Annotated in this window: 11 protein-coding genes and 1 pseudogene; 6 read left to right on the top strand and 6 right to left on the bottom strand. The window is 40.6% G+C overall.

The window, feature by feature from the left end; translation table 11 throughout:
- Nucleotides 1-11: 11 nt before the first annotated feature.
- Both L650_RS0121370 and L650_RS0121365 read right to left on the bottom strand, forming a co-directional pair.
- A complete protein-coding gene (locus tag L650_RS0121370; RefSeq protein WP_024033371.1) occupies nt 12-1,934 on the bottom strand; it encodes a PrkA family serine protein kinase in 1,923 nt (640 codons plus the stop codon).
- 209 nt (nt 1,935-2,143) lie between these two features.
- Entirely contained in the window at nt 2,144-2,725 is a 582-nt protein-coding gene (locus L650_RS0121365) for a Fe-Mn family superoxide dismutase (protein ID WP_004588111.1), read from the bottom strand.
- 267 nt (nt 2,726-2,992) lie between these two features.
- On the opposite strand from L650_RS0121365, the gene L650_RS0121360 reads away from it, so the two are divergent.
- On the top strand, nt 2,993-3,331 hold the full coding sequence (locus L650_RS0121360) for a Grx4 family monothiol glutaredoxin (protein WP_004588110.1): 339 nt from the start codon (nt 2,993-2,995) through the stop codon (nt 3,329-3,331).
- A gap of 217 nt (nt 3,332-3,548) precedes the next feature.
- Here the strand turns inward: L650_RS0121360 and L650_RS0121355 are convergent, their stop codons facing one another.
- Nucleotides 3,549-3,740, bottom strand: coding sequence for a hypothetical protein (locus tag L650_RS0121355; RefSeq protein WP_029774348.1), 192 nt, complete (start codon nt 3,738-3,740; stop codon nt 3,549-3,551).
- A 436-nt stretch (nt 3,741-4,176) separates the two neighbouring features.
- Between L650_RS0121355 and gltB the strand changes: the two are divergent.
- From gltB to L650_RS0121335, 3 genes and pseudogenes are all read left to right on the top strand, one after another.
- Nucleotides 4,177-8,585, top strand: a pseudogene (gltB, locus tag L650_RS0121350) (glutamate synthase large subunit).
- Nucleotides 8,586-8,594: 9 nt separating this feature from the next.
- Entirely contained in the window at nt 8,595-10,010 is a 1,416-nt protein-coding gene (locus L650_RS0121345) for an FAD-dependent oxidoreductase (RefSeq protein ID WP_004588108.1), read from the top strand.
- 241 nt (nt 10,011-10,251) lie between these two features.
- The gene (locus L650_RS0121335; protein ID WP_223230618.1) at nt 10,252-11,271 is read left to right on the top strand and encodes a GGDEF domain-containing protein; all 1,020 of its coding nucleotides are present in this window, start codon (nt 10,252-10,254) and stop codon (nt 11,269-11,271) included.
- Nucleotides 11,272-11,632: 361 nt separating this feature from the next.
- Here the strand turns inward: L650_RS0121335 and recN are convergent, their stop codons facing one another.
- The 3 genes from recN to nadK form a co-directional block, all read right to left on the bottom strand.
- Nucleotides 11,633-13,306 carry a DNA repair protein RecN gene (recN, locus tag L650_RS0121325; protein WP_029774346.1) on the bottom strand — a complete coding sequence of 558 codons (1,674 nt, stop codon included), beginning with the start codon at nt 13,304-13,306 and terminating at the stop codon, nt 11,633-11,635.
- A gap of 75 nt (nt 13,307-13,381) precedes the next feature.
- Nucleotides 13,382-13,948, bottom strand: a complete 567-nt coding sequence (locus L650_RS0121320; RefSeq protein WP_029774345.1) for a hypothetical protein — start codon at nt 13,946-13,948, stop codon at nt 13,382-13,384.
- 75 nt (nt 13,949-14,023) lie between these two features.
- Complete coding sequence (gene nadK, locus L650_RS0121315; protein WP_004588103.1) at nt 14,024-14,908, bottom strand: NAD(+) kinase; 885 nt, start codon at nt 14,906-14,908, stop codon at nt 14,024-14,026.
- A gap of 284 nt (nt 14,909-15,192) precedes the next feature.
- Here nadK and L650_RS0121310 point away from each other — a divergent pair, with 284 nt between their 5' ends.
- Nucleotides 15,193-16,158: an HrcA family transcriptional regulator gene (locus L650_RS0121310; RefSeq protein WP_029774344.1), complete on the top strand. Its 966-nt coding sequence runs from the start codon at nt 15,193-15,195 to the stop codon at nt 16,156-16,158.
- Between the two features lie 58 nt (nt 16,159-16,216).
- The gene (gene grpE / locus L650_RS0121305) at nt 16,217-16,831 is read left to right on the top strand and encodes a nucleotide exchange factor GrpE (RefSeq protein ID WP_024033377.1); all 615 of its coding nucleotides are present in this window, start codon (nt 16,217-16,219) and stop codon (nt 16,829-16,831) included.
- The last annotated feature ends 9 nt before the right edge of the window (nt 16,832-16,840 follow it).

The raw sequence follows: 16,840 nt of genomic DNA, 5'->3' as shown, positions 1-16,840 counted from the left end.
CTACATGAAGGTTACTGCGATTTTCTAACCCGTAAATACCACTCAGAAAGTAAACGCACTTGTTTTTGCGTGTAGCCTTTTTCAACCATGCGGTTAACAAAGTCCTCGTGTTTTTGTTGATCCTCAGCGGAGGTTTTTGTATTAAAGGAAATAACAGGGAGTAGATCTTCGGTATTTGAGAACATTTTTTTCTCAATCACAGTGCGTAGTTTTTCGTAGCTTGTCCATAACGGGTTTTTACCATTATTGTGAGCGCGTGCACGTAATACAAAGTTAACTATTTCGTTCCTAAAATCTTTGGGATTAGAAATGCCGGCGGGTTTTTCTATTTTTTCAAGTTCTGCATTTAACGAGGCGCGGTCAAATAACTGTCCTGTATCTGGGTCTCTGTATTCTTGATCTTGTATCCAAAAATCAGCATAAATCACATAGCGGTCAAAAATATTTTGGCCATATTCAGAGTATGACTCTAAATACGCGGTTTGTAGTTCTTTACCAATAAACTCAACATATTGCGGAATTAAATAGCCTTTTAAAAAACTTAAATAGCGCTCTTCCACTTCGGCGCTAAATTGTTCACGCTCTATTTGTTGCTCCAAAACATAAAATAAATGCACCGGATTAGCTGCAACCTCGGTGGTATCAAAATTAAATACGCGCGACAAAATCTTAAAAGCAAAACGAGTGGAAAGGCCGGTCATGCCTTCATCTACCCCTGCGTAATCACGATACTCCTGATAAGATTTTGCTTTAGGGTCGGTATCTTTTAGGGTTTCACCATCATAGACCCGCATTTTTGAGTAAATACTAGAGTTTTCAGGCTCTTTTAATCGAGATAAGGTAGTAAATTGCGCTAACGCTTTAAGCGTACCTGGTGCACACGGTGCACTGGCAAGTTCACTATGTTGAATAAGTTTGTCGTAGATTTTTATTTCTTCGGTCACGCGCAGGCAATAAGGGACCTTTACAATATAAACACGATCTAAAAACGCTTCATTGTTTTTATTATTTTTGAATGTTTGCCATTCTGACTCATTTGAGTGGGCTAAAATCATGCCGTTAAAGGGCAGAGCGCTAATACCTTCGGTACCGTTGTAGTTACCCTCTTGCGTTGCGGTAAGGAGTGGATGCAGCACCTTGATAGGGGCTTTAAACATTTCTACAAACTCCATTAAACCTTGGTTTGCTAAACATAAAGAGCCTGAGTAAGCGTAGGCATCGGGGTCGTTTTGAGCAAAGTGCTCAAGCTGGCGAATATCTACTTTGCCCACCAATGCAGAAATATCTTGATTATTTTCATCACCGGGTTCGGTTTTGGCTATACCTATTTGATTTAAAATAGAGGGGTAGCGTTTGACGACTCTAAATTGGCTAATATCGCCGTTAAATTCTTTTAATCGTTTACCAGCCCATGGCGACATAATCGTTTTTAAATAACGTGGTTTAATACCGTATTCTTTTTCGAGAACGCTGGCATCTTCTACTGGGTCAAACAAACTGAGCGGATGATCGTTTACCGGAGAGCCTTTAATTGAATAGATAGGCACTTGTTGCATTAAATATTTTAGTTTTTCTGCAATTGAAGATTTACCTCCCCCAACAGGGCCGAGTAAATAAAGGACTTGTTTGCATTCTTCTAGGCCTTGAGCCGCATGCTTTAGGTAGGAGACAATTTGTTCTATGGCATCTTCCATGCCGTAAAAGTCTGCAAAGGCAGGGTAGCGTGCAACCACTCTATTAGAAAATAACCGGCTTAAACGTGCATCGGTTGCAGTATCAACCATTTGCGGCTCGCCTATTGCCATAAGTAAACGCTCAGGGGCGCTGGCATAAGCTGATTTGTCATTTTTACAAATTTCTAGAAATTCGCTAATGCTGTATTCTTCTTCTTGTGCTGCTTCGTATCGTGCTTGGTAGTGCTCAAAAATAGTCATAATAACCTCCGAAACCCGCTTTAAAAAGGTGCTTACTTTTTAAAGTTTAGTCAGAGATTGATATTTTTGTGCAATAAAATTAAAAATTTAAGTGAAAAAAGATCATGTGGCTAAATTAGCAATTTCGCGCGTATAAAGGCGGTTTGAATTTTATAAAGGCATAAAAAAAGACGCCGAGGCGTCTTTTTAAATCAGCGTATAATAGCTAATTAAGCGAAGTTAGCGTTCGCGAATTCCCAGTTAACAAGCGCCCAAAAACCTTTAAGGTAATCAGGACGAACGTTACGGTAATCAATGTAGTAAGCGTGTTCCCATAAATCCACAGTTAGGATTGGTGTAACACCTTCGTCTGTAAGCGGCGTTGCTGCGTTAGACGTGTTTACGATATCTAATGAACCGTCAGCTAGTTTAACTAACCATGTCCAGCTAGAACCAAAGTTATTAACCGCTTTGTCGTTTAATGCATCTTTAAACGCGTCAAAAGAGCCCCATTTAGCGTTAATAGCGTCAGCGATAGCACCTGTTGGCTCGCCGCCGCCATTTGGAGATAGACAGTTCCAGTAGAAAGTGTGGTTCCAAATTTGTGCAGCGTTGTTAAATACGCCACCTTCAGATGAACAAACAATCTCTTCTAAAGATTTGTTTTCAAATTCAGTACCTGGAATTAAACCGTTTAATTTAACAACGTAAGTGTTGTGGTGCTTACCGTGGTGATACTCAAGAGTTTCTTGTGAAATATGAGGCTCAAGTGCATCAATTGCATATGGTAGTGACGGTAGTTCAAATGCCATTTTTTTATCTCCATCTTCTTTTGGTTGATAACTCGCTTGATAGTACGTAATGCCTGATAGAACAGACCACTTACCTATACCAAACGAAAATATAGTGTTACTATAATTGTTGAGTATTTTACTCAAGTTTAAGCAAACAGCAATGCTATTGCTAAAGACTATTTCAATTGCGGCTTTATTTGCCCATTTTAAGTTATATATCTGTGGCCACAATGATTTATTTTCAAGCCCTAGGTATATCAAGCTATCGTCATTTTGAGGTTGTAGATGGAAACCATTGATAAAATTAAACAGCAGATTTCAGAAAACCCAATTATCCTTTACATGAAAGGGTCGCCTAAATTACCAAATTGTGGTTTTTCTTCACAAGCGTCACAAGCTCTAATGTCATGTGGCGAACCATTTGCCTATGTTGATATTTTACTTAATCCAGATATTCGCGCTGAGTTACCAGCATACGCAAATTGGCCTACTTTCCCACAGCTTTGGGTTGAGGGCGAATTAGTAGGTGGTTGTGACATTATCATTGAAATGTTTCAACGTGGTGAATTACAGCCACTGATCACTGAAACTGCAGCTAAGTATAAAGAAGCTGACGCAGAGTAATTGCTACTTTGCTAGATTATTAAAGCCACGTTTTACGTGGCTTTTTTGTGGCTATATAACTTTATTACGTCTTAATCTCTTGAACAGCCCATCAGTGGGTGATTATAACCATTAATTTGTGCTCAATAGTTAGCAAACTCAGCCCTTGCTCCTTGTTTAGGTGCACCTAGTCAGGATAAGTAAGCAACAAAGCTACTTATATAAGCGCGAATTTTAATTAAAATATGAGTTTTATATCAATGCGTAATAAGACGTAATCATTTTGCGGGGCTAAACGTGTCGCTATTTTCGCTAAAAAATTTTCTTTAGAACAACTAAATAGCGAGTTTTTTGCCCAGCTATCAACACGCTTTTCCAGCCTTACAATAGTTCGCTCAATCAAGCGAATTGGTAATAAATAAAAATTCACTACATCTGCACTAAAAACGACACAACAATTAATAACTATACTAATGAACGCTAAAAAAGCGTGATCCTAAACCTCTAATTTATTTAAAACGCATTAAACTATCTAAATGTTAACTGAACCTGCGGGAAATTAGTGAATATTTATTCATTGGTTTGGCTCTTTACGTTTACGTAAAGGGTATTGCTTTAACGCCTTTGTTTTTACAAAATGTTAAAATTGACACCAGTGTCATGAAAAAATAACGCGCAAATAAGCGCTAATTGTTAAAACTTATGGGTAAAAAAGAAATCTTGCCTTGAAGTGAGAAATATTCAAGAATGTGAATATGTATTCAAAATAATATTGACTCTATTTACTATAGAGGCTAGTTTTGTGCGTCTGTTAGCAAATCGTCGAGCAGTTCATTCACGTTAACAGTGCAGCAAGGGAGGGGTCTATGTTATACGACTCAACATTAGAAAAAGATAATTGTGGCTTTGGCTTAATAGCCCAAGTAAATGGTCAAGCTAGTCATCGGCTTATTCGTACAGCTATTACTGGACTTGATCGCATGCAGCACCGCGGTGGTATTTCTGCCGATGGTAAAACAGGTGACGGCTGTGGTTTATTACTACAAAAACCTGACAGTTTTTTCCGTGCTATTGCGAGTGAGCATAATTGGCACTTAGGTAAAAATTACGCCGTAGGCATGGTTTTCTTAAATTCAGATCCCGTTTTAGCACAAGCTGCAAAACAGGTTTTATGTGAGGAATTAGAACAAGAAACACTTAAAATACTCGGTTGGCGTGAAGTGCCTACTGACCCTTCAATGCTAGGGCCAATTGCGACACAGCAATTACCTGGTTTTGAGCAAATTTTTGTTAGTGCGCCTGAAGGATGGCGCTCTAAAGATTTAGAGCGACGTTTATATGTAGCACGTCGCCGTGCAGAAAAGCGTTTAGCAGAGGATGAGTCGTTTTATATTGCGAGTTTATCGGGGTTAGTGACTATCTATAAAGGCCTTATGATGCCTGCAGATTTGCCTAACTTTTATTTAGACTTAGCTGATATTCGTATGACCAGCGCTATTTGTGTATTCCATCAGCGTTTTTCTACTAATACCCAGCCGCGTTGGCCTTTAGCACAACCATTTAGGTATTTAGCGCATAATGGTGAAATTAATACCATTGAAGGTAACCGCCAATGGGCTCGTGCACGTTCGTATAAGTTTTCATCGCCACTTATTCCTGATTTACAAAGCGCAGCGCCATTTGTAAACGAAACCGGCTCTGACTCTTCAAGCTTAGATAACATGCTGGAGCTGTTTTTAGCGGGTGGCATGGATTTATTCCGTGCTATGCGTATGCTTGTGCCACCTGCATGGCAGAAAAACCGTGCTATGGATGATGACTTACGCGCATTTTACGACTTTAACTCTATGCACATGGAGCCGTGGGATGGCCCTGCGGGCATTGTTATGTCTGATGGGCGCTTTGCAGCCTGTAACCTTGACAGAAATGGCCTGCGTCCAGCGCGCTATGTTATTACCCAAGATGGCTTTATTACACTTGCCTCTGAGGTAGGGATTTGGGATTACACTGCAGATGAAGTGGTTGAAAAAGGCCGTGTAGGACCAGGTGAGCTGTTAGTAATTGATACTAAATTAGGCAAAATTTGGCACTCAGACGAAATCGACCAAGATTTAAAATCGCGTCATCCTTATAAGTCATGGCTTGAAGAAAACGTTAAACGTTTAACCCCGTTTGAAGAGCTTACCGAGCAAGATGCGGGTAATCGCTCATTTGATGACGAAACACTTGCTAAATACCAAAAAATGTTTGGTTACACTAACGAAGAGCTCGATAGTGTTATTCGCGTAATGGGTGAAAACGGCCAAGAAGCAACTGGCTCTATGGGTGATGACACGCCATTTGCAGTACTAAGCGAAGGGCATCGTTCATTGTACGATTACTTCCGCCAAAAGTTTGCACAAGTGACTAACCCGCCAATCGACCCGCTGCGTGAAAACCACGTAATGTCACTGGCAACGTGTATTGGTAGTGAGCAAAACGTATTTAATGAAACCACAGGCCACGCTAAGCGCCTACAGTTTGATACGCCAATTTTAATGTATGCAGACATGCAGCAGCTACTAAATGCCGATGACGAGCATTACAGCTACTGTAAAATTGATATTACATACACAGCAGAGGAAGGTTTAGAAAAAGCGGTTGCACGTATTTGCGACGCTGCACAAGAAAAAGCAGCAGCCGGCTGTGTAATGCTTATTTTATCTGACCGTAACTTTAGCGAAACCCAATTACCAATTCCTGCTGCTATGGCGGTAGGTGCTGTACAAAAACGTTTAGTAGATAATAACTTACGTTGTGAGTCTAATATTATTATTGAAACGGGTAGCGTACGCGATGCACACCAATTTGCCGTATTACTTGGTTTTGGTGCAACCGCAATTTACCCATACCTTGCATACGAGTCACTGGTTGCGATGAGCGACAGTAAAGTGATTGATAAATCGTACTGCGAAGTGACGCTTTCGTACCGAAAAGCCATTAATAAAGGCTTGTACAAAATTATGTCTAAGATGGGCATAAGCACAATTGCATCGTACCGTTGTTCAATGCTTTTTGAAGCGGTTGGTCTATCTGATGCTATGGTAGAAATGTGCTTTAAAGGTGTGGCAAGTCGTATTAAAGGCGCCTGTTTTAGCGATTTTGATATTGATCAGCAAAAGCTTCATAAACTTGCTTTTAGTAAACGTAAATTACTCAGCCATGGCGGTTTATTAAAATACGTTCACGGTGGTGAATACCACGCTTACAACCCAGATGTTATTCAAACGCTACAAAAGGCCGTACGTTCAGGTGATTATAAAGACTACGCAGCCTATGCTGATTTAGTTAATAACCGTCCTATTGCAACGCTGCGCGATATGTTAGCGCTTAAATTACCTGAAAAAGGCATTAGCATTGATGATGTTGAGCCGGCTGAATTTTTATACCAGCGCTTTGACTCTGCAGCTATGAGTATTGGTGCACTTTCGCCTGAGGCGCATGAAGCGCTTGCCATTGCAATGAACCGCTTAGGCGGGTGTTCAAATTCAGGTGAAGGCGGTGAAGATAAGTTGCGCTACAACACCGAGAAAAACTCACGTATTAAACAAGTTGCCTCGGGTCGTTTTGGTGTAACGCCGCACTACCTTCGTAATGCTGATGTAATTCAAATTAAAGTGGCGCAGGGTGCTAAACCAGGCGAAGGCGGACAACTACCAGGCGAAAAAGTAACGCCGTATATTGCAAAACTTCGTTATTCGGTACCCGGTGTAACATTAATTTCACCACCACCGCATCACGATATTTACTCAATTGAAGATTTAGCCCAGCTAATATTTGATTTAAAACAAGTAAACCCAGAAGCGATGATATCGGTGAAGTTAGTATCTGAGCCAGGTGTAGGCACAATTGCCACAGGTGTAGCTAAAGCGTACGCCGACTTAATTACTATCTCAGGTTACGATGGTGGTACCGGGGCAAGCCCATTAACGTCAGTTAAATACGCGGGTAGCCCGTGGGAGCTTGGCCTTGCAGAAACCCAGCAAGCGCTTGTTGAAAATGGTCTTCGTCACCGTATTCGCCTGCAAACAGATGGTGGTTTAAAAACAGGTTTAGATATCATTAAAGCCGCTATTTTAGGTGCAGAGAGCTTTGGCTTTGGTACAGGCCCAATGGTGGCGCTAGGTTGTAAATACTTACGTATTTGTCATTTAAATAACTGTGCGACCGGTGTTGCAACGCAAGATGAAACACTTCGTCAAAAGCATTACCACGGCTTACCAGAAATGGCGATGAACTACTTTAAGTTTATAGCCCAAGAAGCACGTGAAATTATGGCAAGCTTAGGTATTGCTAATCTAACTGACTTAATTGGCCGTTTAGACTTATTAGAAGCGATTGAAGGTAAAACAGCGAAGCAAAAGAAAATAGATTTATCGTCTGTAATTGCTCAGCCAAATAACCCAACGGGCGAAACCTTATTTTGTAGCGCACCAAATAGCTCGCACTATTTAGGTGAACTTAACGAAACGTTACTAGGTAAAGCGCAACAAGCGATTGATACCTCATCGGGTATTTCGCTCGTGAGCCGCATATGTAATACAGACCGTTCAGTGGGCGCAATGCTGTCGGGTTACATAGCCTCTAAGCACGGCAATCAAGGTATGGCTGCAGATCCAGTATCTATTGAGCTACATGGTACAGCAGGGCAATCATTTGGTGTTTGGAATGCCGGTGGCCTAGAGATGACCCTTATTGGCGATGCAAACGACTACGTAGGTAAAGGCATGGCAGGCGGTAAGCTTGTTATACGCCCACCACTGGGATCATCGTTTGAAAGTCATAAAGCGACTATTGCAGGTAACACATGTTTGTACGGTGCTACGGGTGGTAAGTTATTTGCCGCAGGCTGTGCTGGTGAGCGTTTTGCAGTGCGTAACTCTGGCGTGCAAGNGTTGTATGTGTGCTAGGTAATGTAGGCGTTAACTTTGGTGCGGGTATGACAGGTGGTTTTGCTTATATTTTAGATGAGCGAAGTGACTTTGAAAAACGCATTAATCCAGAGCTTGTAGAAGTAGTAACACTTGATGATTTAAGTTCGCACCAAGAGCATCTGCGTGGCCTAATTGCCGAGCATTTAGAGCTTACGGGTTCATGTCGAGCAGAAACCATTTTAGCTAATTTTGAACTGTACTTACCTATGTTCAAACTAGTTAAACCAAAATCAAGTGATGTAAAAAGTTTACTCGGGCACCGCGCTCGCAGTAGCGCAGAACTTCGTGTTCAAGCGCAATAAGGGGGCAGTATGAGCGAAAATGTATATCAATTTATAGACGTGCAGCGTGTTGATCCGCGCAAAAAACCAATCTCGTCGCGTAAAAAATCTTTCGTGGAAATTTACGAACCCTTTTCTGAGAATCAGGTAAATTCACAAGCTGACCGTTGTTTAGATTGTGGTAACCCTTACTGTGAATGGAAATGCCCAGTGCATAACTACATTCCGCAGTGGTTAAAATTAATTAGAACTGGCCGTATTTTAGAAGCGGCTGAGCTTTCTCATCGTACAAACAGTTTACCTGAAGTGTGTGGACGCGTATGTCCACAAGACAGACTGTGTGAAGGTTCATGTACGCTTGATGAAGAGTTTGGCGCAGTAACGATAGGTAATATTGAAAAATACATTACCGATACCGCATTTAAAATGGGCTGGAAACCAGACATGTCATACGTGACATGGACGGATAAAAAAGTAGCTATTATTGGTGCGGGTCCGGCTGGTTTAGGGTGTGCAGATATTTTAGTGCGTAATGGTGTAAAGCCAGTGGTTTTTGACCGTCACCCAGAAATTGGCGGATTACTTACTTTTGGTATCCCTTCTTTTAAACTTGAAAAAGAAGTAATGCAAAAGCGCCGTGAAATTTTCACCGAAATGGGTGTGGAATTTAAGCTAAACGTTGAAGTGGGTGTAGATATCACTATGGACGAAATTTTAGCTGACTACGACGCGGTATTTTTAGGTGTAGGTACGTATCAGAGTATGCGTGCTGGTCTTGAAAACGAAGACGCGCCAGGCGTACACGACGCACTGCCATTTTTAATTGGTAACACAAATCGCGTTATGGGTTACGATGAAAAAAACCAAGCGTGCATTGATATGGCCAATCAAAAGGTTGTGGTACTTGGCGGTGGTGATACCGCGATGGACTGTGTGCGAACGTCTATTCGTCAAAACGCAGCTAAAGTAACTTGTGCTTATCGTCGTGATGAAGAAAATATGCCAGGCTCTAAGCGTGAAGTTAAAAACGCTAAAGAAGAAGGTGTAAACTTTACCTTTAATGTACAGCCAACGGGTATTGTACTTGATGATAATGGCCATGTTGCAGGCGTTAAAATGGTTAAAACACAACTGGGTGAGCCTGATGAAAACGGCCGTAGCCGAGCAGAAGTTGTACCAGGCTCTGAGCACGTACTTGAGGCAGACCAGGTTATTATGGCGTTTGGCTTTAAACCACACAAAATGGACTGGTTGGAAAAGTATGATGTAGAAATTAACCACTGGGGCGGCATTAACGCACCAGAGCAAGGTGAATTTACTCATCAAACAACTAATCCGAAAATATTTGCAGGTGGCGATATAGTGCGAGGCTCTGATTTAGTGGTAACGGCTATTTTTGAAGGGCGTAACGCTGCTGAAGGTATTATGGATTATTTAGAGGTTTAATTATCTCGTTAAGTTTTAAATATAATAAAGGCAAGCCAACTGGCTTGCTTTTTTTTTGCTTTTTTTTTGCTTTTTTTTTGCTTTTTTCAAATGAAAAAGTATTAAAAAGTTGTCATTAACCAATAATTAACGTGTAAATCTTGCTTAAAGTACTATTTCAGTACAAACTTGCTGCTAACTTCTTTTTTAAATCCTCGGAAAATGAGCTTTTAAAGCTAGCTTGCAAATAAAAAATAATAATATGAATGCATACTCAGACAACAGAGAAAGAAAGCTAATTGTTCGCTTTTTTTCGACCATCGGATTTATAGCTACCTTCGCTATGGCGTGTAATGCATTGTCTAATGCTGATGTAGTGCTTGGTATTATGCTGCTAGTTTCAGCTGGTTTTTATGCGTGGGCTTTTAGCCTTTACCGCGCAGTCGAAAAATCAGCGACCACCATTTTATATAACCTTTACTGTTTAATGCTGTACTTAGTGATCTCGGGCGGAGCTGAAGGTACTGGGCCAATTTGGATATTTATTGTATCACCGGTGACTTACTCTATTAGAGGCCTTAAAAAAGGAACATTTGATATTGTTGCCTTTTTATTTGCCGTGATCGCCGGCTTTATTATTACAGATAACTTTAATATTTATGATTATCAGCCTGAAGCACTCCCACTAAGGGTGGTCATTTCTTTTATTATTGTTGCTTTATTAACTGGTTTTTATGAGCGCTCACGCGAAAAATACAACGAAAAAATAGTCGCGCTGAGTCAAAAAAATGAGCGCCTTGCCACAATAGATCACTTAACTGATTTACCTAACAGACGTTTTATGATGAAAGAACTTGCTGAGCTTAAACATCTTCATAAAAAAACTAAGCAGCCGTATGTAATTTTGCTAGCTGATGTTGATAATTTCAAAAACATTAATGATAACTACGGCCACGACTTTGGTGATGAAGCGTTAACCCAACTTGCCAATATTTTAAAAAAGAGCATGCCAAAGCAAGGTATTGCTTCTCGGTGGGGCGGTGAAGAGTTTTTAATTGCACTACCAAACAGCGACAAAGAGCAGGGGCAAAGTATTGCAGAAAAAATTCATGCCGAATTACAAAAAAATCCAGTGCGCATGAATGGAAAATCGGTGGTATTAACTATTAGTATGGGGCTTGTGCAAAGCCAGTTAGATACAACCATAGCCCAAGACATAAAGCTTGCCGACGAGCGATTATACAAAGCAAAAGAGCAAGGTAAAAATAGAACTTGCTCTTAACGCTTGTGTTAGTTAATCCATAGAAAAACTATCAAGGTTGGGGCGGCTTTTACTTTTTCGCCGCTGTAAACTTAAATAGCACATTGCACTGCACAGTATCTGTGCTAATAAAAGTAACCATTGATTATTAGCCACTATGTTGCCAATAATAAACCACTGCCAAACACTCACCGTTACTTGATAAACCAATATAAGTTTTAAAAAGCTAAAGAGTTTTAGCTTAAATTCTGCGTGCTTAAACTTACTAAACCCAATAAGCAAAAAGCTCAAAACAACAAGTAGCCACCCAGTAACATGGCAAAAATTTATCAGCATGCTTTGCATTTAAAACGTCTCTCCACTGTTGTAGCAAAAGTATAACTTAGGCGTGCGCCATAATAAGCTCTTTAGCATTTGCTTTAGCGGTTTTACTTATATTATCGCCACCAAGTAAGCGTGCAATTTCATTAATACGGCCGTCTTTATTTAGGCTGAGCATTTGAGTAAAGGTCTCGCCTTGTGCTATTTCTTTTGCTACAAAAAACTGCTGATGCGCACTACTTGCAACCTGGGGTAAATGGGTTACACAAATAACCTGTGTTGATTTTCCTAGTTGGCGTAATAACTTCCCTACAGAGGAGGCGGTAGGACCTGATATACCTACATCCACTTCGTCAAAAATAAGCGTTGGTGTTGTCACTTTTTGGGCAATGATCACCTGTATAGCAAGGCTAATACGCGACAGCTCACCACCCGAGGCAACTTTAGCTAAAGGTTGTAATGGCTGCCCAGGATTAGTAGAGACCAAAAACGAGACGCTATCAAAACCTAATGCATTGGGTTGGCGCTCAGCTTCTTGGGTAAGCTGAATTTCAAAGACCCCATTTTCCATCGATAAATTAGCCATGCTTTCACTAATTAATTGATTTAATGTATTGGCATATTTATGGCGACTTTCGCTTAGCTGATCACTGGCGTGCTGGTATGCACTTAGCGCATTAGTTATTTCATCGTCTAATTGCGCCAAACGTGAGCTATTGTTACTAATTGATTCTAGCTCTTGTGTTAAACCTTGATGAAACTCAACCAGCTCTTGAGGCTTTATATGATGCTTACGGGCTAAGTCCATTGCGCCACTTAAGCGCGCTTCTACTTCTGTTAATCTAGCAGGGTCTAAGTCGGCTTGCTCTGCGTAGTTTCTTACTTCTCTGCTTGCTTCTTCAACTTGCACTGCGGCTTCATCTAATAATGCAGCTACACTTGCTAAGCTTTCGTCATAATTTGCAAGCTCGGCAAATTGCTGAGCGCTGTGTTGCAGCATTGAACAGGCATTTTGCTCATCACTTTCGTATAAATGTTGAAGTTCGCGCTGGCAGGCTTCTAAAATGGTTTGGCTATTACTTAGCTTGTAATGTTCGGCTTCTATTTGTTCAAACTCGCCGTCTTGTAAGGCAAACTCATCTAATTCGGCAACTTGGTATTCGAGTAATTGTTTTTGAGCGGCTTGTTGTAATTGCTGTTGCTCAAGCTGTTTAAATTCTTTTTGCAGGTTTGCATATAATTTAAAGCTTTGGCTAACCGCTTTTACAAGCTGGTTGTGGCCTGCGTAGGCGTCTAGCAGTTGCAGCTGGTGTTCAGCTTTTAAAAGCTGCTGATGAGCATGCTGTCCGTGTATAGAAATTAAATACTGTCCCAGCTCTTTAAGTTGAGCTGCTGTAACAGCGCTGCCATTAATATAGCTTTTGCTGCGGCCATTTTTACATACAACGCGTCTAAGTAGGCATTCGTTGTCGTTACTCGTTAGCATGTGTTGTTCTAAAAATGCTTTAGCAAGAGGAAGGGCAGTTAAATCAAATTGTGCGCACACTTCTGCTTTATCTGTGCCAGGGCGAACCGCCGACGCTTCAGCGCGCTCGCCTAAACACAGTGAAAGTGCATCAATGGCAATCGATTTACCCGCGCCGGTTTCACCCGTGATCGCCGTCATGCCGTTATGCCACTCAGTGCTTAAGTTACTTACAATTGCAAAATTTTTAATTTCTAAACCAATTAACATACTGTTCATCCATCCAGTGAATTAACTGTTAATTTATACAGTGTTTAGGTTTTTTGCAAATTAATTTTTTACTTTTTAAGCAACACTCGCATTTTGAGAAAACTGCGCATCAGAGTCAGTACTTTCATCAGAAGGGGTTTCGTCAGTATTTTCAAGGCTTTCGCTTGGGTTTTCAGGTGTGTGAGTTTTAATTTGTACAATCAATGAGGGCAAAATTTCATGATAAAACGCTTTATTATATAGTATGCCTTGCTGGGGTAACTCACTCACAAAGTACTGTATATTATCTTGTAGCGCTTGGGCGTTTTCACTTTGCAGTGCTTTTTGAAACTCAATCGAAAGCGTGCTCACTAAGCTGTCGTTAATATCTTCTAAATGTTGCAAGTTTTCATCTGTATGGGGCTGAACCACAAAAAAATTGGCCACAATTGCCTGAATTTGCGCTACATACTTAGGTCTTATTATTTTGGCTTCTAATAAATTGTTTAGCTTGGTTTTGAGGCGAGTGTTTACTTGGGCAACACGTTCGTTAAATTGTTTTTTCTTGGTTTCTAACGCTTTTTTTCTATTGTTTTCAACTCTAATATAAGCGCCAAGCAAAGTGATAAGTAATAACAAAGCAAAGATAACAACATAAGTCATTGCTAGATATTCCTAGTTTGATTAATTTTTATTTGTCTTGTATTTTGCGCTAAAGCACTACGCTTGGCAATAAAATTAGTATAAACGGCTGCCCCAATTAAGTTTAGTACGTAAAACGTTGTAGTAAGAGTAGTTTTTTGGGTGAATTAAGCGCAGTTTTCTGTCGGCTTTTTTAATAACCACTTCATCGCCGGGTAAAACGGCAAGCACTACATGGCTGTCGCAACTGACTTGTAAGCTGTCGGTGTTCTCAAGGCTTAACTTTAAGCGCACTTCGTTATCGGCATCAACCACTAAGGGTCTGCTTGATAATGTATGCGGAAACATAGGCACTAACGAAATTGCATTAAGCTCAGGTGTTAAAATGGGCCCGCCACCCGATAAAGAATAAGCCGTAGAGCCGGTAGGGGTTGATACAATTAAGCCATCAGAGCGCTGAGAAAACACAAAGTCATTATTAATAAAAGCTTCAAACTCAATCATGTGGGCAACTTTGTCGGCGTGTAGCACCGCTTCGTTAACGGCTGAATTCGCACTTTTAAGTTCGTTATGGCGATATACTTCTACCTCGAGCAAAAAGCGTTTTTCTTCTAAATATTCGCCGCTTAACACTTGCTCTAGGCTACCTTCAAAGCCTTCTGGGTTTAAATCGGTTAAAAACCCTAAATTACCTCTGTTTACGCCTATTACAGCTACATCAAAGCGTGCCAGTACGCGTGCAGCACCAAGCATATTGCCATCGCCCCCTACAACAATAGCAAGGTCGGCTTGCTCGCCTAAGCTAACAAGGTCAACTTGATGAGTATCAGGGACATCCGATAACTGCCCACCGGTGCGCTTTTCTACAATCACGGTAAAGCCAAGAGCCGATAAAAAAGTATGTAAACGCTGTAACGTAGCCGCAGCTTTAGGATGGTTTGGTTTACCTATAAGGCCAATAGTTTTAAACGGTGAGTGCATAACGGCTACAATAAAAAGTAATAATATTTTTGTAGGGTAACTCAAAACAGAAGTGTTTGAAAACACAGATTTACCAATATGATAATGATTCAATTACGCCTGTATATTGCCAAGCTCACCTAAGAGCTTATTATTGGCTCAACAGATTAAATTACTCCTTTAATTTTTGTATTTAATGCTTAAAAATAGTTGCAGCAGTGTTTTATTGTAATGCATGCAACAACATATTCACTTAAAGCGTGCTTTAGGCTTGAATTTGTTTTAACTGCCCCGATATCTCTTTCATGCAACAAGATGTAGATAACATGAATATAAACCCGCGAGATCAACAAATTTTTTCAGCAGTGATGAGCCTTTATTGTAATGGTGAAGGGTTACCCGTTCCATCAACAAAAATAGCGAAGCAAAAAGGCATGGCGGTTTGTTCTGCCACGGTACGAAATGCTATGGCGCGACTTGAAAAAGTAGGCTTGTTATATTCCCCTCATACATCGGCAGGGCGTGTACCTACAAACCAAGGGTTTGATTATTGGTTTGATGAGTTTTTTCCGTTAGCTGAAATAGCTAATTACTGGCAGCCAAAGCAAGCACAACTTGTGGAGCTTGCCCATGGATTAAGTAAAAAGTATCAAGTATGTTGTTGTGTAGGCTTACCACAAGCAAGCTCGCAACAAGTGTTTAGAGTAGAAGTGCTTGAGTTTGATTCTAACGATTGGCTTGTACTGCTAATAGATAGAGCAGGGCAAAGCCACAATATTTGTATCAACAAACCTGATGATTCCTCAGATGCTGTGCGTTATCAATTTGCAACTTGGTTAAACACAGTATTTAGCCAACAAACCTTAATGGAAGGTTTGTACAGAATGCAAGCAATGGCAAACACCGCACCGCGTAATTGCCATGACTCACTGACACAGTGGACGCGCCAGCTTAGTCAAAAGCTTGGATCAGATAACAGTATTGTAGTAGGCGAAAACTATTTATATAAAAAGGTCGATTGCGAACAAAGCTTAAATATTGGCGTTTCATTTTTAAATTTTGTCGAAGATAAACTCGCATTTAAAAACGGGGTATCAGTTTTAAACACTGAAAACTTACCGTTTACAGAGTGTAATGAGCTGATAGTAATTAGTGTGCCATACTTTCAAAATCAAGAGTATCAAAGCCGCTTTTGCGTAATTTGCCCTAAATCGGCGCAAATTGAACAATTAATCCAAGAATTTAAATTATTAGAGCCATCTAACTCTTGAATCTTTTTATTCAATCCCCATAATTACCGCAGTTGTAAAGAATTGGAGCACGTATTTTATGTCTGAGCAGACACAAAACCCAGAGCAAGAAGTAGAACTAAACGAAGAAGTAGCTCAAATGGAAGCTGATGTTGAAGCAGCAGTAGAAGCCGCAGAGCAACACGAAGCAGACCAAGAGCAAAGCCCTGAAGCTGAAATTGCAATGCTATACGCAGAGCTTGAAGCCGCTAAGCAAACCATTGCGGATCAAAAAGACAGCGTTGTACGCGCCGCCGCAGATGTAGATAACATTCGTCGTCGTGCTGCACAAGATGTAGAAAAAGCACATAAATTTGCACTGGAAAAGTTTGCTAACGAATTACTTCCAGTAATCGATAACCTAGAGCGTGCTATTGAGTTTTCTGATAAAGAAAACGAAACCTTAAAGCCATTGCTTGAAGGTATTGATATGACAGTTAAAAGCTTTAACGATGCGGTTGCAAAGTTTGGCGTTGAAATTGTTAACCCACAAGGTGAGCAATTCAATCCAGAATTCCACCAAGCAATGTCTATCCAACCAAGTAACGATGTTTCACCAAACACGGTACTTGCAGTAATGCAAAAAGGATACACATTAAATGGTCGTTTATTACGCCCTGCAATGGTTATGGTATCTAAAGCAGCAGACGCTTAATTAGTCACT

Source organism: Pseudoalteromonas sp. TB51 (assembly GCF_000498055.1).
GTDB lineage: Bacteria > Pseudomonadota > Gammaproteobacteria > Enterobacterales > Alteromonadaceae > Pseudoalteromonas > Pseudoalteromonas atlantica.
This window is presented reverse-complemented; position numbering and strand designations above follow the sequence as displayed.